17 protein-coding genes are annotated in these 14,233 nt (G+C 64.2%); all 17 read right to left on the minus strand.

The window, feature by feature from the left end; translation table 11 throughout:
- Window positions 1–26: 26 nt before the first annotated feature.
- The 17 genes from rplF to GO707_RS04610 all read right to left on the minus strand — a co-directional run bounded on the left by rplF (window position 27) and on the right by GO707_RS04610 (window position 14,226).
- On the minus strand, window positions 27–566 hold the full coding sequence (rplF, locus tag GO707_RS04530) for a 50S ribosomal protein L6 (RefSeq protein ID WP_022740325.1): 540 nt from the start codon (window positions 564–566) through the stop codon (window positions 27–29).
- 18 nt (window positions 567–584) lie between these two features.
- Window positions 585–983: a 30S ribosomal protein S8 gene (rpsH, locus tag GO707_RS04535; RefSeq protein WP_022740326.1), complete on the minus strand. Its 399-nt coding sequence runs from the start codon at window positions 981–983 to the stop codon at window positions 585–587.
- A 100-nt stretch (window positions 984–1,083) separates the two neighbouring features.
- Window positions 1,084–1,269 carry a type Z 30S ribosomal protein S14 gene (locus GO707_RS04540; protein ID WP_013980746.1) on the minus strand — a complete coding sequence of 62 codons (186 nt, stop codon included), beginning with the start codon at window positions 1,267–1,269 and terminating at the stop codon, window positions 1,084–1,086.
- 96 nt (window positions 1,270–1,365) lie between these two features.
- Window positions 1,366–1,917: a 50S ribosomal protein L5 gene (gene rplE / locus GO707_RS04545; RefSeq protein ID WP_041714614.1), complete on the minus strand. Its 552-nt coding sequence runs from the start codon at window positions 1,915–1,917 to the stop codon at window positions 1,366–1,368.
- Window positions 1,918–2,108: 191 nt separating this feature from the next.
- Window positions 2,109–2,444, minus strand: coding sequence for a 50S ribosomal protein L24 (rplX, locus tag GO707_RS04550; RefSeq protein WP_022740328.1), 336 nt, complete (start codon window positions 2,442–2,444; stop codon window positions 2,109–2,111).
- A gap of 13 nt (window positions 2,445–2,457) precedes the next feature.
- Window positions 2,458–2,826, minus strand: coding sequence for a 50S ribosomal protein L14 (gene rplN, locus GO707_RS04555; RefSeq protein WP_022740329.1), 369 nt, complete (start codon window positions 2,824–2,826; stop codon window positions 2,458–2,460).
- Between the two features lie 50 nt (window positions 2,827–2,876).
- Window positions 2,877–3,137 carry a 30S ribosomal protein S17 gene (gene rpsQ, locus GO707_RS04560; RefSeq protein WP_016309213.1) on the minus strand — a complete coding sequence of 87 codons (261 nt, stop codon included), beginning with the start codon at window positions 3,135–3,137 and terminating at the stop codon, window positions 2,877–2,879.
- A gap of 19 nt (window positions 3,138–3,156) precedes the next feature.
- A complete protein-coding gene (gene rpmC, locus GO707_RS04565; protein ID WP_157012278.1) occupies window positions 3,157–3,351 on the minus strand; it encodes a 50S ribosomal protein L29 in 195 nt (64 codons plus the stop codon).
- A complete protein-coding gene (gene rplP, locus GO707_RS04570; RefSeq protein ID WP_016309215.1) occupies window positions 3,351–3,773 on the minus strand; it encodes a 50S ribosomal protein L16 in 423 nt (140 codons plus the stop codon). Before rplP ends, rpmC begins: the two co-directional genes overlap by 1 nt.
- Complete coding sequence (rpsC, locus tag GO707_RS04575) at window positions 3,774–4,487, minus strand: 30S ribosomal protein S3 (RefSeq protein ID WP_157012279.1); 714 nt, start codon at window positions 4,485–4,487, stop codon at window positions 3,774–3,776.
- A 5-nt stretch (window positions 4,488–4,492) separates the two neighbouring features.
- Window positions 4,493–4,834 carry a 50S ribosomal protein L22 gene (gene rplV, locus GO707_RS04580; RefSeq protein WP_022740331.1) on the minus strand — a complete coding sequence of 114 codons (342 nt, stop codon included), beginning with the start codon at window positions 4,832–4,834 and terminating at the stop codon, window positions 4,493–4,495.
- A gap of 19 nt (window positions 4,835–4,853) precedes the next feature.
- Window positions 4,854–5,126: a 30S ribosomal protein S19 gene (gene rpsS / locus GO707_RS04585; protein ID WP_022740332.1), complete on the minus strand. Its 273-nt coding sequence runs from the start codon at window positions 5,124–5,126 to the stop codon at window positions 4,854–4,856.
- 20 nt (window positions 5,127–5,146) lie between these two features.
- The gene (gene rplB, locus GO707_RS04590; protein WP_022740333.1) at window positions 5,147–5,977 is read right to left on the minus strand and encodes a 50S ribosomal protein L2; all 831 of its coding nucleotides are present in this window, start codon (window positions 5,975–5,977) and stop codon (window positions 5,147–5,149) included.
- 337 nt (window positions 5,978–6,314) lie between these two features.
- The gene (locus GO707_RS04595) at window positions 6,315–8,378 is read right to left on the minus strand and encodes a YgiQ family radical SAM protein (protein WP_278571756.1); all 2,064 of its coding nucleotides are present in this window, start codon (window positions 8,376–8,378) and stop codon (window positions 6,315–6,317) included.
- A gap of 85 nt (window positions 8,379–8,463) precedes the next feature.
- On the minus strand, window positions 8,464–9,822 hold the full coding sequence (locus tag GO707_RS04600) for a trigger factor (RefSeq protein WP_157012282.1): 1,359 nt from the start codon (window positions 9,820–9,822) through the stop codon (window positions 8,464–8,466).
- A gap of 428 nt (window positions 9,823–10,250) precedes the next feature.
- Window positions 10,251–13,523 (minus strand): FtsX-like permease family protein, encoded by a 3,273-nt coding sequence (locus tag GO707_RS12700; protein WP_335878757.1) that lies wholly within the window; start codon window positions 13,521–13,523, stop codon window positions 10,251–10,253.
- A 1-nt stretch (window position 13,524) separates the two neighbouring features.
- Window positions 13,525–14,226 carry an ABC transporter ATP-binding protein gene (locus tag GO707_RS04610; protein WP_114539963.1) on the minus strand — a complete coding sequence of 234 codons (702 nt, stop codon included), beginning with the start codon at window positions 14,224–14,226 and terminating at the stop codon, window positions 13,525–13,527.
- Window positions 14,227–14,233 lie beyond the last annotated feature (7 nt).

The following is a 14,233-nucleotide window of genomic DNA, read 5'->3' on the forward strand; positions in this document are numbered from 1 at the left end:
CCTTCAATCAGCTACCGAATAGGCACTTAGTCTTTGCCGGCCTTGCCAGCCTTGCGGCGGACATGCTCGCCCTCGTAGCGAATGCCCTTGCCCTTGTAGGGCTCCGGCTTGCGCCACTTGCGGATGTTCGCGGCAACCTGGCCGACCTGCTCCTTGCTCGGACCGGACACGACGATCTCGGTCTGAGAGGGCACCTCGAAGGTGATGTTCTCGGGAGCCTCCACCAGCACGGGGTGGGAGTAGCCGAGCTGCATCTCGAGATCCTTGCCCTTGAGTGCGGCACGATAGCCGACGCCGACGAGCTGCAGCTTCTTGGAGAAGCCGTTCGACACGCCCTCCACCATGTTGGCGAGAAGGGTGCGGGTCAGGCCGTGGGCGCTCTTGGACTCACGGGTGTCGTCGGGACGGGTGACGATGAGCTCATCGCCGTCGCGGGTGATGGTCATGGACGGCAGGAACGTGCGGGTAAGCTCCCCCTTGGGGCCCTTCACCGTCACCGTCTGGCCGTCGATGGTCACATCGACGCCGGCAGGAACGGGGATGGGCATCTTGCCGATACGAGACATACTAGATACCTTCCTTTCCTACCACAGATAGGCGATGACCTCGCCGCCGATGCCCTGCTTGCGGGCATCGCGGTCGGTCATGACGCCGCGACTGGTCGAGATAATTGCCGTGCCGAGGCCGCCGAGCACGCGGGGCAGATCGTCCTTGCCGGCATAGATGCGCAGACCCGGCTTGGAGATGCGCTTGATGCCGCGGATGGTCTTGGCCTTCTTCGGGCCGTACTTGAGGGTGATCTCAAGGGTGCCGCGGGGCTCGCCGTCGATGACATCGAAGCGCTGGATGTAGCCTTCCTGCTCCATGATGCGCACGATCTCGACGAGCTTCTTGCTCGTCGGCATGGACACGGTGTCCTTGCCGGCAGACTGGGCGTTACGCACGCGCGTAAGCATGTCTGCGATGGGGTCGGTCATTGTCATGTTTGTTTTCTCCTTTGATCCGTGATGAACCGGCGTTCGGTTCGTCGGCGCCCATAGCGCCTCCGCCTTTAACGTCGGCACACCCGCGTGTCCGCGTCTTCTACCAGGAAGCCTTGGTCACGCCGGGCAGCTCGCCTTTGTTAGCCAACTCACGCACGCAGATACGGCACAGGCCGAACTTGCGATAGTAGGCGCGGGGACGTCCGCAACGGGTGCAGCGGTTGTGCTGACGCGTAGAGAACTTCGGCTCGCGCTTGGCTTTGGCGATCATCGATTTCTTAGCCATGCATGTCCTTCTTTCTTTATGTCCTTAAGCCCGCAGCCTTATCGCGGACTTGTGACCGAGGTTGCGCGACGCGGGGCCCTATGCGCCCCGGTCGGTTTACTTGCTCTTGAACGGGAAGCCGAGGGCGGACAGAAGAGCGAACGCGGAATCGTTGTCGCCGGCATTGGTCACGAAGGTGATGTCCATGCCGCGGGTGCGGTCGATCTTGTCGTACTCGATCTCCGGGAAGATGAGCTGCTCGGTGATGCCCAGGGTGTAGTTGCCGCGGCCGTCGAAGCTCTTCGGCGAGATGCCGCGGAAGTCGCGGACGCGCGGAAGGGCGGTGGCCAGCAGGCGATCGAGGAACTCCCACATGCGGTCGCCGCGCAGGGTCACCTTGCAGCCGATGGCCTGGCCCTCGCGCACATGGAAGCCGGCGATGGACTTCTTGGCGCGGGTCACGCAGGGCTGCTGGCCGGTGATGATGCGCATGTCGTTCATGGCGGCATCAAGCAGCTTGGAATCGCCGGCAGCGGCGCCGACGCCCATGTTCACGACGATCTTCTCCAGCTTCGGCACGCAGTTGATGTTCTTGATGCCGAGCTGCTCGACGAGCGCGGGGACGATCTCGGTCTGGTACTTCACCTTGAGGCGGGGGGTATCAGCCATCTTTCTTCAAACCTTTCTCCGATGGATTAAACGCCGGATTTCCGACCCGGCGTCCCTGGGACCTTCCCAGGGCCATGGCGCTTGCGCGCGATTGGAAATTGTCCCACAAAACGAGATACTTTCCAAGTAAAAACCGCCCGCTACACAAATTCGGTAGCAGGCGGTCTGTTCAGAGCCTCGAGTGCCTTATCTTAGGCCTCGACGGCGGGGATGTCCTTGCCGCACTTCTTGCAGACGCGGACGAGCTTGCCGTCCTCGCGGCGACGGGCCACGCGGGTGGCCTCGCCGCAGCTGGGGCACACGAGCATCACGTTGGACACGTGAATGGGCGCCTCGACGGTGGAAATGCCGCCCTGGGGGTTGGCCTGGGTCGGGCGCATGGCCTTCTTGACCATGTTCACCTTCTCCACGACAACGCGGGACTTCTCGGGCACCGAGCGCAGCACCTTGCCGGTCTTGCCGCGGTCCTTGCCGGCGATGACCTTGACGGTGTCGCCCTTGCGGATCGTCATCTTGTTCTGAGCCATTCTGACACCTCCCCTACAGCGTTTCCGGTGCCAGAGACACGATCTTCATGTACTTCTTGTCGCGCAGCTCACGGGCGACGGGCCCGAAGATACGGGTGCCGCGCGGAGAGCCGTCGTTGTTGATGAGCACGGCGGCGTTCTGATCGAAGCGGATGTAGGAGCCGTCGGCGCGACGGACTTCCTTCTTCACGCGCACGATCACGCAACGCACGACCTCGCCCTTCTTGACGTTGCCGTTGGGCATCGCTTCCTTGACGCTGCAGATGATCACGTCACCGAGGCCCGCGTAGCGGCGCTTCGAGCCGCCCAGAACCTTGATGCACTGCACCTTGCGAGCGCCGGAGTTGTCGGCCACGGCGAGCATGGATTGCATCTGAATCATGTGATGTTCCTACTTTCCTTATCAATAGTCCTCGTGCCGGAGCACTCAAACTATTTGGCCTTCTCGACGATCTTCAGCAAACGCCAGCGCTTCATCTTGGACAGCGGGCGCGTCTCCATGATCTGAACAGTGTCGCCGACGCCGGCCTCGTTGTTCTCGTCATGGGCATGGAACTTCTTGGTGGAGGTGATCATCTTCTTGTAGATGGGATGGGGCTTGCGCTCCTCGACGGCCACCACGATGGTCTTGTCGTTGGCATCGCTGACGACGACGCCCTGACGTACTTTACGCAGATTGCGCTCTTCAGTCATTTCTTGCACCTTCCTTAAGCTACGCGCTCAGCTCGCGAGCCCGCATCTCAGTCATGATGCGCGCGATGTCCTTCTTAACCTGCTTGACGCGGGCAGTGTTGTCCAGCTGGCTGGTGGCCATCTGGAAGCGAAGGTTGAACAGCTCCGCCTTGGCCTCCTTCAGCTTCACCCGCAGGTCTTCGGCAGAAAGTTCACGAATCTCTGCTGCTTTCATTATTGCTGCCCCTCCGTTTCACGAGTGACGATCTTGCACTTGATGGGCAGCTTGTTGATGGCCAGACGCAGAGCCTCGCGGGCGGTCTCGTCATCGACGCCGGCGATCTCGAACATGATGCGGCCGGGCTTCACGACAGCGACCCAGCCCTCGGGGTTGCCCTTACCGGAACCCATGCGGGTCTCGGCGGGCTTGGAGGTGATGGGCTTGTCGGGGAAGATCGTGATCCAGACCTTGCCGCCACGCTTCATGTGACGGGTCATGGCAATACGAGCTGCCTCGATCTGACGGTTGGTGATCCAGTGCGCCTCGAGGGCCTGGATGCCATACTCGCCGTGGTTCAGACGGGTGCCACCTTTGGCCTTGCCCTTCATGGAACCACGCTGCACCTTGCGGTGCTTAACGCGCTTAGGTACGAGCATTTACTTGTCACCCCTCTCGCGGCGATCGTTACGACGGGAACGGTTCGGACGGGACGAACCCTCGAGCGCGGGCTGGGGAGCCTTCTGGCCCGGCAGCACCTCGCCGTGGTACACCCACACCTGCACGCCGATGGAGCCCATGGTGGTGGCGGCGGTGGCGAAGCCGTAGTCGATCTTCGCGCGGAGGGTGTGCAGCGGCACGCGACCCTCGCGGTACCACTCGCGGCGGCTCATCTCGGCGCCGCCCAGACGGCCGGAGCACTGGATGCGGATGCCCTTGGCGCCGGACTTCATGGCGGACTGCACGGCCTTGCGCATGGCGCGGCGGAAGGCCACGCGGCCCTCGAGCTGCTCGGCCACGGACTGGGCGATGAGCTCGGCGTCCAGCTCGGGGCGCTTCACCTCGACCACGTCGATGGAGACCGGGCCGTCGGCGACCTTCTCGAGCTTCTTGCGCAGAGCGTCGATCTCGGCGCCCTTCTTGCCGATGACCACGCCGGGGCGGGCCGTGGTGATGGTCACCTTGATCTTGTCGCCGGCGCGCTCGATGTCCACGCGAGACACGGAGGCACGGGCGAGCTGCTTGTCGAGAAACTTGCGGATGGCGATATCGTTCTCGAGCGTCTTGGCGTAATCCTTACCGGCGTACCAGCGGCTGCGCCAATCCTCGGTGATACCGAGGCGGAATCCGGCAGGGCTGACTTTCTGACCCATGGACCTTATGCCTCCTCTCGGGGTGCGACGACAATGGTGATGTGGCACGTGCGCTTGTTGATGCGCGACGCGGAGCCCTTGGCGCGGGGACGAATGCGCTTCAGGGTCGGGCCTTCGTCGACGTAGGCGGCCTTGACCACCAGGTTGTCGCCGCGAAGGTGATTGTTGTGCTCGGCGTTGGCCACGGCGGAGTTCAGCGTCTTTGCGACGGTCTCAGCGGCGGCGCGCTCGCAGAAAGCCAGGATCTCGCGGGCCTGGGGCACGGACTTGCCGCGAACCAGGTCGACCACGATGCGGGCCTTGCGGGGAGCGATGCGGACGTAACGCGATACTGCTTTAGTTTCCATGTAACTTCTCACCTATGCCCTATCGCTTCTTCTTGTCGGCCGCATGACCCTTGAAGGTACGGGTCGGCGAGAACTCGCCCAGCTTGTGACCAACCATGGACTCGGTAACGTAGACCGGCACGTGCTTGCGGCCATCGTACACGGCGATGGTGTGACCCACCATTTCCGGGAAGATGGTGCTCGCGCGGGACCACGTCTTGATGACTTCCTTTTCGCCGGCCGCGTTCATTGCCTCGATGCGGGCAAGAAGGCGCGGTTCTACGAAAGGACCCTTTTTCAAACTTCTGCTCACTATGACTCCTTACGATTCCGCTACTTCTTGCGACGACGGATGATGAGACGGCTCGAGGCCTTCTTCTTGTTGCGGGTGCGATGGCCCTTGGTCGGCACGCCCCAGGGGGTGACCGGGTGACGACCAGCGGACTTGTTCTTGCCCTCGCCGCCGCCGTGCGGATGGTCGACCGGGTTCATAACCGTACCGCGGACAGAGGGGCGAACGCCCATCCAGCGCTTGCGGCCGGCCTTGCCGATCTTGATGTTGGAGTGCTCGGCGTTGCCCACCTCGCCGATGGTGGCGCGGCAGGTGATGAGCACGCGGCGCATCTCGGAAGAGGGCATGCGCAGGATGGCGTAGTTGCCCTCCTTGCCCATGAGCTGGATAGAGGTGCCGGCGGAACGGGCGATAGCGGCGCCCTTGCCCGGCTGCAGCTCCACGTTGTGGATCAGCGTACCGACGGGGATGTTCGCCAGAGGCAGAGCGTTGCCCGGCTTGATGTCGGCTTCCGGACCGGAGACCACGATGTCGCCCACCTTCAGGCCCTTCGGGTGAATGATGTAGCGCTTCTCGCCGTCAACGTAGTGCAGCAGAGCGATACGGGCCGAGCGGTTGGGATCGTACTCGATGGTGGCAACTTTGGCGGGCACGCCGTCCTTGTTGCGCTTGAAGTCGATGATGCGGTAGCGCTGCTTGTTGCCGCCGCCCTGGTGACGGGTGGTGATGCGGCCATAGCAGTTGCGACCGGCCTTCTTCGGCTTCGGGGCCAGAAGAGACTTCTCCGGCTTGGACGTGGTGATCTCCGAGAAGTCGGAGACCGTCTGGAAACGTCGGCCGGGGCTCGTCGGCTTGTACTGTTTGATTCCCACAGTAACAACCTTTCTTGACTTCGGGCTTCCGCGCTCGCCGGCCGGTAACGGCAACCAGCGGGACACGTTCGCCCCTTTCCTTTGGAGTTTCCGCTCGCACGCCTCTCCGCACACCGGAACCTCCCCTACGGTAGTGGCGAGGCGATTGCCGACCGGCGCAGATGGAGGCTCTACGCTGCGACGCCGTCTTGCCACGCGCCCGGGTGTATCCATCGCTGGGCACACAGACGCAAAGAAGCATTATAGGGGTGGGGGGCAACCGCCTCAAGAACTTTTTCGACAAGCGGCCAACCGTCACATTTCCCGCACACTTAGGCTCGTCACGGGAATAGGCGACTTAACGACCTTTGCGGATGCCGCCTTTGCGACCGTTGGCCTTGGGCGGCTTGCCGGCGCGCTGAGCCGAAGCAGGGCCGGGACGGCTGGAAGGTGCGCCCTTGGCAGGTCCGCCCTTCGCAAACCTCCCCTTCCCCTTGCGCGGGGCACCGCCGTCCTCCACTTCCCTCTTCTTGGGGCGCTTGGGGCGGATGAGGCACTGCTTGTCCCAGCCGATGAGGTCGGTTCGCCCGGCCTTCGTTAGCGCCTCGCGCACCAAGTCGTAGTTGTCGGGGTTGCGGTACTGGATGAGCGCCCGCTGAAGGGCTTTCTCATGCGAGGTCTTGGGAACATAGATGGGCTCCATAGTCAAAGGATCGAGCCCCGTGTAGTACATGCACGTGGAAATCGTCGAGGGCGTGGGGTAGAAATCCTGCACCTGCTCGGGGTTGAAGCCCATGTCGCGCACGTACTCGGCCAGCTCGATGGCCTCGGCCAACGTGCTGCCCGGATGCGACGACATGAGATAGGGCACGACGAACTGCTTCTTGCCCGTCTCGCGATTGATTTCCTCGAAAGCGTCGCAGAACGCGTCATAGACGGCCCGAGGCGGCTTGCCCATGGCAGCAAGCACGGTGTCGGACACATGCTCGGGGGCCACGCGCAGCTGGCCGGATACGTGGTGCTCGACCAGCTCGCGCAGAAACGTGCGATCGGGATCGGGGTCGGCCATGACGTAGTCGAAGCGAATGCCGGAGCGCACGAACACCTTCTTCACGCCGGGCAGCTTCCGCAGCTTGCGCAGAAGACCCGTGTAATCGCGATGATCGGCCTTCATTGCCGGGCAGGGCTTCGTGCCCAAACAGCGGCGGTCTGTGCAGGCGCCTCGTGTGCGCTGCTTGGCGCAAGCCAGCCCGCGGAAGTTGGCCGTGGGACCTCCCACATCGTGGATGTAGCCCTTGAACTCGGGATCGGCCGTCATGACGCGGGCCTCGTCGAGCAGCGACTCGTGGGAGCGGCCCGTGACGATGCGCCCCTGGTGGAAAGTGAGCGCGCAGAAGGCGCACTCGCCGAAGCAGCCGCGGCAGGAGGTGAGCGAGAACTTCACCTCGGAAAGCGCCGGCACGCCGCCGGCCTCGTCGTAGGAAGGATGCCACGTGCGCGCATAGGGCAGGCGGTAGACGGCGTCCATCTCATTTTGGGTCAGCGGCGCAGCCGGCGGGTTCTGCACGACATACACGCCATGGGGATAGGTCTCCACCAAGCGACTGCCACACACCGGGTCGCTCGCGCGGTACTGGGTGGCGAAGCTCTCCGCGAAGGCGCGCTTGTCGCCCGAAACCTCTTCCCAACTGGGCAACATCTCGTAGTCAACCACGTGTTCCAGCGAACGGGTGCGAAACACCGTGCCATCGATGAAGGTGAGGTCGCTCACGGAAAGGCCCGCGGCGAGGGCATCGGCAATCTCGACGATAGAGCGCTCCCCCATGCCGTAGGAGATAAGATCGGCCCCGGAATCAAGCAAGATGGAGCGCTTGAGGGAATCGGACCAGTAGTCGTAATGGGCGAGCCGGCGCAAACTCGCCTCGATGCCGCCCAAAATGATGGGCGTTTCCTTGAAGGTGCGGCGAATGAGGTTCGAATAGACCACGGCCGCGTGGTTGGGGCGCGCGCCGCCCTTGCCGCCCGGCGTGTAGGCGTCGTCGTGGCGGCGCTTCTTGTTCACCGTGTAGTGGTTCACCATGGAGTCCATGTTGCCCGCCGACACGAGAAATCCCAGCCGCGGCTCGCCGAACACCGCGATGCTTTCCGGGTCGTTCCAATCGGGCTGGGCGATGAAGCCCACCTTGTAGCCGTGGGATTCCAGCACCCGCGTGATGATGGCGCTCCCGAAGGAGGGATGATCCACGTAGGCGTCGCCGGAGACGTAGACGAAGTCGAGCTGCCCCCAGCCGCGCGCATCGGCCTCGGCCCGCGTGGTGGGCAGGAACGCCGAAGCCGGCAGGGAGGGACGCGCGTTTTTCGGAGCGCTCTTTTCCGGGCGCTTGGGACTGCGATGAGATTGGGGCGCGGGCTTCTTAGACACAGAGAGTACGTCCTTCATAGAAACGGGCGGGGAAGCCCCCGCCCTGGCGTGTGGTTATGGCGCAAGGCCGATATCGGCCCGTAAGCTAGTTCTCGTCGGCCGCCTTCGCCTCGTCGGCGGGCGCCGCGGGCGCGTCAGCGGGTGCCGCGGGCGCGTCGGCTACGGTGATCTTCGCCTGGGAGGCCACGAAGCGGGCGGCCTTCAGGCGCTCGGCCGTCTCGCGCAGAGCGAAGCCGCGACCCGAGTCCTCCAGCTGCTGGCGCATCATCTTGGGATTGCCCTGGGGATTCATGCCCAGGCAGGCGTCCTCCATATCCTTGTCGGTCAGCGTCATGTGCTCGTGGCGGTACACCGCGTCCAGGCAGAAGCCCTGCACGAGCACCTCGCGGGTCTGCATCATGAGCATCATGCCGAACTGCTGCTCGCCGCCGTTTTGGGCCACGAACTGCTCCCATGTCATGCCGGCCTGCTGAAGCTCCATGCGCAGGTTCTGCATGAGCTGGTCGCGCGTGGCCTCGTAGATCTCATCGGCGATGCGGCCCTCGAAGCGGCGCGTGAGCTGGCCCACGGCCATCTGCTGCACGTAGCCCTCGTAGGCCTCGCGCTGCTGGGCCTCGAAAACGCGGCGCATATCGGCCACCAGGGCCTCCTTGCTCGCGAACATGGGCATGTTCGCCTTCACCCAGGCATCGTCGATGATCGGCACGACTTCCTGCTGGATCTCCTTCACGGTGACGGTGCAGGAGATGGGCTTGTTCACCACTTCCCCGTTCTCGGTGCCCAAGGGAGCCTCGAAGGTGAACTCCTTGGTCTGGCCCGGCTCCATGCCAACGAGCGCCTCGTCGAAGCCTTCTGGCATGTACCCGCGACCCATGAGGTAGGTGCGGTCCTCGCAGGTGAGCGCCTTGATCTCCTCGCCGTCGTCGAAGCACTTCATGGCAATGGAGCAGGCGTCTCCCGCCTCAAGCGGCTTCGCGTCGGCCACCACGTAGGTGACGGAGTTCTTGGCGATCTCCTCCAGCTGCTGGTTGATAGGGGTCTCGTCGAAGGTGAAGGGGGGCACGGTGATCTCCACCGGCTCGTAGCTGGTCAGCTCGTAGGTGGGCTTCACGGTAACGTTCAGGGTGAACGTGAACTTCTTGCCGCGCTCGAACTTCACCGTGGGCGTGGCCTTGGGCGGGAACGCCGGCACGAGGTTGCGGCGGTCGAGCGCCCGGGGCACGAGCACCTCGATGGCGTTGGGCTCGACGATCTTGTCTAAGTCGGCGATGCCCAGCTGCTCTTTCGCGAGCTCCTCGATGGACTTGCCCGGCATGGGGCGCACGCCCATGGACAGCGCGAAGGCCTCGGCGGCCTCCTTCAGCGCGTTGTTCACCTCGATGGCCGTGGCCTCGCAGTCGAGCTTGATGACGCCGTCGGCGAGCTTCTTCTCGGTTACCTTCATAGGTTCGCAACTCCTCCTTCGCAGGTGGGGCCGCCTCATGCGGCCCGTAAGGTTTGCCCGCTATAGTAGCACACGACAGCACTCCCCCGTCGCGCCGGACAGCGAAGCCCATAATTCGCTGCTACGACCCCCTCAGTCTGGAAAATGTGATTTTCTGGTCACTTTGCACAGCTTCGCTATTTGCTGCGTCCAAAAAAGTACATTCTCCAGAATTCTCCGCCCAATAAATCACATTCTCCAGATTGGGAACTTTCTGCAATGCAGACAATCGCAATACATGCTCACATGACCTGGTATTTTGCCATCACGCACCGTAAAAGGGGATCTCTCCTCGCCTTAAAGACCTGGAAAATGTGCTTTTTTGAATCTTGCCAGGTTGCTTTGTGCAAACCTTGTCCATTTCGGCACATTTTCCAGATCACACAGCCTTACTCGTTGGACTTCAGGCTCTCCACCATGTCGATGTGGGCGAGTTTGGGGCGCATGACGAGCATGACGATGACGGTGAACACCATGGTGAGCACAAACGCGATGACGAAGCTGTCCCAATGGATGGTGCGGCCGAACATGACCTGGTCCACCTCGGCCGTCACCACGACGAAGCCCTCTAGCACGATGCCGAGGGCCAGGCCCACGAGCGCTCCCAAGATGGCCAGAAGCACGATCTCGCGGAAGATGTAGGCGTTCACCTCGCGGGGCGTGAAGCCGAGCACCTTCAAGGTGGCGATCTCGCGGGCCCGCTCGGTGATGTTGATGTTCGTCAGGTTGTACAGCACGATGAACGCCAGTGCCGCCGCGGCCACCACGAGCACCACCACGACCATGTTCACCGAGCGCAGCATCTGCTTGTAGGAGTCGATGACCTCGTCGTTGAAGGCCACGGTATCCACCGCGCCGGTGGCGCGCAGGGCCTCGGAGAGGGCTTGGCGCTCCCCCTCGTCGGTAGTGGCCCGGGCGTACACCGTGAGGTTGTCCGCCTCTTCCCCGAAGGTGCGCTCGTAGGTTTCCGGCGTCATGAAGGCGTAGTCGCCGATGTAGTTCTCGATGATGCCCGCCACGGGCACGGAGTAGGTCGTCGCCGTGGCGTTGCCCAGATCGTCCTGCTCGGCGAACACGATGGCATCGCCCACGCCAAGGCCCAGTTTGGTCGCCAGCTTCTCGGTGACGACGGCGCCGGCGTCGGCGAGGGCCACCTCCTCGTGGCCCTCGCGGATGCGGAAGTGCCACAGCTCCTTAAACGCCGCCGGGTCCGACGGCGCCACGATGGTGGTCATGGCCTCGGTGCCGTCTGTGCCCTGGGCGATCATGGAGGCCTCGGTGGCGCGCACGGCCACCGGCAACGAATCCGTGTCGGCCAGAAGGGCGTCGGCGGCCGCGCGGTCGTCGTCGGCCGCGTCGTCCTTCTCGGCGATGACGACGTTGTAGTTCACCAGCTCGCCGTACTGCACGTCGATGATGTCGTTGATGGAGTTCTGCAGCCCCAGGCCCGTCAGCAGAAGGGCCGTGCAGCCGGCGATGCCGATGACCGTCATGACGAGGCGGCGCTTGTAGCGGAAGATGTTGCGGAAGGTCACCTTCCACGAGAACGACAGGTGGCGCCACAGAGGGCCGATGTGCTCCAACAGGATGCGCTTGCCGGCCTTGGGAGCCGGCGGCTGCATGAGGGCGGCCGGGGTCTCGCGCAGGGTGGCCGCGGCGGCCGCCCAGGTGGCCAAAAGCGTGATGCCGATGCCGAGTCCGGCGGCGGCAAGCGCGATGGGCCAATCGATGGGCATGGCGCCCCGGGGCACGTAGTAGACGATGGAATAGGCCTCCATGATGACCCAGGGCAGCACCTGGGAGAGCACCGCGATGCCGATGACGCTGCCCGCGCCGGCGGCCAGAGCGGCGTAGATGAGGTACTTCGAGGTGATGCGCGCCCGCGAGTAGCCGAGCGCCTTGAAGGTGCCGATGAGCATGCGCTCCTCCTCCACCATGCGGGTCATGGTGGTAAGGGCCACGAGCGCCGCCACGAGGAAGAAGATGAAGGGGAAGAACGACGCGATGGCATCGATGCGGTCGGCGTCGGAGGCGAAGCTCACCACGCCGAAGTTCTTAGTGCGGTCCATGACGAACCAGTCTGGCGGCTCGATGTTGTCGATGTCCTCCTGGGCGTCGGCCAGCTCCTGCTCGGCCGCATCAAGCTTCTCGTTGGCCTCGGCCGCGGCGGCGTCGTAGTCGGCCACGCCCTGCTCGTACTCGGCGCGGCCCGCCTCCAGGTCGGCCTTGGCCTGCTCGTACTCGGCCTTGCCCTCCTCGAGCTGCTTTTTGCCCTCCTCCACGCTCGTCTTGGCCGCATCGAGCTGGGCCTGGGCCGCGGCGATCTGCGCGTCGGCCGCCTCGCACTGTTGCGCCAGCTGCGCCTTGGCCTCCTCCAGGGCCACCTCCGCGCTGCCGATGTCGGCGATCTTCTGCTCCAGGTCGGCCCGGGTCGCCTCAAGCTCGGCGCGCTGGTCGGCAGGGAGGTTCGGCACCTGCAGGGCAGCCTCGGCCTGGGCCAGGGCGTCCTGCAGCGTCGGCAGCGCCGCGTTGGCCTCGGCGAGGTTCGCCTCATTGGCGGCGATCTGCCGCTCGGCCTCGGCGAACTGGGCCTCGGCGTCGGCCTTGCGCTTGGAAAGCGATTCGGTGCCCTGGGTGTACTCCTTCTCGCCGTCCTTGATTTTCTTCTCGTTGGCGGCAAGGGTGGAGGCGGCCGCGTCCAGCTTGCGCTGGCCCTCGTCCAGCTCCTCCTTGGCCGAATCCAGCTCAGCACGGGCGTCGGCGAGTTCCGTTTTCGCCCGAGCCTCTTCCTCCTCGTATTCCGCCCGCGCCTCGTCCAAATCGGCCTGGGCCTCGGCCTTCAGGCCGTCCACCCGGGCTTCTTCCCGGGCCGGGGCGATGCCCTCGATGGCGGCCACGACCCCGGCCACCTTGTCGTCGTAGGCGTCGCTGTCGGCGGGAAGCTCTGCTGCGCCCTCCACGGAGACGTAGGCCTCCACGTAGGGCATATCCGGATCGAAAGCCTCGGGCAGCACGTACATGAACTGCTCGATGGTGCCCGAGCCGATGGTGGAGGTGCCCATGGACGTCGAGCTGACGTAGAGCGGCGAGTGCACGCGCCCCACCACGGTGAACTCGGTGGTGGCCAGAGTGTCCTCCACGTTGCCCACCGACGGGTCGACCGTGACCGTGTCGCCGAGCCCCGTCGGCCCGCTCATAACGCGGTCGTTGAAGATGACGCACTCGTCGGCGGATTCGGGCCAGCGGCCCTCCACCAGATCGAGCCGGTTGAGGTAGTTCGCGTCGTCGGAGGAGATGGTGGCCTCGTCCACCTTCACCGCCGTCGCTGCCGAGGGCGACAGCGAGTGCACGCGCATCACGTACTGCTCGTCGTTCAGGGTGGCCAGCACATCGGCGGAATAGGCCGCCTCCACGCCCGAGACGCCGGGCACATCGCGCAGGGCCTCGATGTCCTCATCCGTGAGACCCAAGGTAGAGACGACGCGGATGTCCATGAGATCGGTGCCGTCGTAGTAGGCGTCGGCCGCCAGCTTCATATCCGGCGCCGTCATGCGCAGCCCGGCGTAGAAGCCGCAGCCCAGTGCCACGATGGCGGCAATGGCAACAAAGCGCCCGAGCGAGTGGCGGATGGAGCGGACAATATCTTTGTTGAACGCCTTCACGCTACCACTCCAGCACGTCGGCGGACAGGGGCGCCTCGTTCAGCTCCACGGCGGCCACGGAGCCCTCGCGCACGTGGATGACACGGTCGGCGATGGCGGTGAACGCGCTGTTGTGGGTGACGACCACGACCGTGCGCCCCGTGTCGCGGCAGGTGTCCTGCAGAAGCTTCAGGATGGCCTTGCCCGTCTCGTAGTCCAGAGCACCGGTGGGCTCGTCGCACAAAAGGAGCTTGGGGTTCTTCGCCAAGGCGCGGGCGATGGCGACGCGCTGCTGCTCGCCGCCGGACAGCTGCCCGGGGAAGTTGCGCACCCGGTCGGCCAGGCCCACAGCCGCCAGCACCTCGTCGGCATCAAGGGGGTCGCGGCAGATCTGGCTTGCCAGCTCCACGTTCTCGCGGGCCGTCAGATTCTGCACCAAGTTGTAGAACTGGAAGACGAAGCCGATATCGTGGCGGCGGTACTGGGTGAGCTGCTTGCGGTTGAAGGAGCTGACGCGCGCGCCGTCCAGCGTGATGGTGCCGGAGGTGGCCGAGTCCATGCCGCCGAGCATGTTCAAAAGCGTCGTCTTGCCGGCGCCGGAGGGCCCCACGATGACCACGAACTCGCCCCGCTCGATAGTGAAGCTCATGTCGCGCACGGCGGCCACTTCCACCTCGCCCATCTGGTAGATCTTGCTCACGTCGGCGAATTCCACGAAGGCCATGGTTCCT

Source organism: Adlercreutzia rubneri (assembly GCF_009755265.1).
Lineage (GTDB): Bacteria > Actinomycetota > Coriobacteriia > Coriobacteriales > Eggerthellaceae > Adlercreutzia > Adlercreutzia rubneri.

What these genes read in the sequence shown, in the direction of transcription:
- rplX (WP_022740328.1), bottom strand. Translation starts at nt 2,444, where the DNA reads ATGGCTCAGAACAAGATGACGATCCGCAAGGGCGACACCGTCAAGGTC.
- GO707_RS04540 (WP_013980746.1), bottom strand. Translation starts at nt 1,269, where the DNA reads ATGGCTAAGAAATCGATGATCGCCAAAGCCAAGCGCGAGCCGAAGTTC.
- rplE (WP_041714614.1), bottom strand. Translation starts at nt 1,917, where the DNA reads ATGGCTGATACCCCCCGCCTCAAGGTGAAGTACCAGACCGAGATCGTC.
- rpsH (WP_022740326.1), bottom strand. Translation starts at nt 983, where the DNA reads ATGACAATGACCGACCCCATCGCAGACATGCTTACGCGCGTGCGTAAC.
- rplF (WP_022740325.1), bottom strand. Translation starts at nt 566, where the DNA reads ATGTCTCGTATCGGCAAGATGCCCATCCCCGTTCCTGCCGGCGTCGAT.
- rpsC (WP_157012279.1), bottom strand. Translation starts at nt 4,487, where the DNA reads ATGGGTCAGAAAGTCAGCCCTGCCGGATTCCGCCTCGGTATCACCGAG.
- rplV (WP_022740331.1), bottom strand. Translation starts at nt 4,834, where the DNA reads ATGGAAACTAAAGCAGTATCGCGTTACGTCCGCATCGCTCCCCGCAAG.
- rpsQ (WP_016309213.1), bottom strand. Translation starts at nt 3,137, where the DNA reads ATGACTGAAGAGCGCAATCTGCGTAAAGTACGTCAGGGCGTCGTCGTC.
- rpmC (WP_157012278.1), bottom strand. Translation starts at nt 3,351, where the DNA reads ATGAAAGCAGCAGAGATTCGTGAACTTTCTGCCGAAGACCTGCGGGTG.
- GO707_RS04610 (WP_114539963.1), bottom strand. Translation starts at nt 14,226, where the DNA reads ATGGCCTTCGTGGAATTCGCCGACGTGAGCAAGATCTACCAGATGGGC.
- GO707_RS04600 (WP_157012282.1), bottom strand. Translation starts at nt 9,822, where the DNA reads ATGAAGGTAACCGAGAAGAAGCTCGCCGACGGCGTCATCAAGCTCGAC.
- rplP (WP_016309215.1), bottom strand. Translation starts at nt 3,773, where the DNA reads ATGCTCGTACCTAAGCGCGTTAAGCACCGCAAGGTGCAGCGTGGTTCC.
- rplN (WP_022740329.1), bottom strand. Translation starts at nt 2,826, where the DNA reads ATGATTCAGATGCAATCCATGCTCGCCGTGGCCGACAACTCCGGCGCT.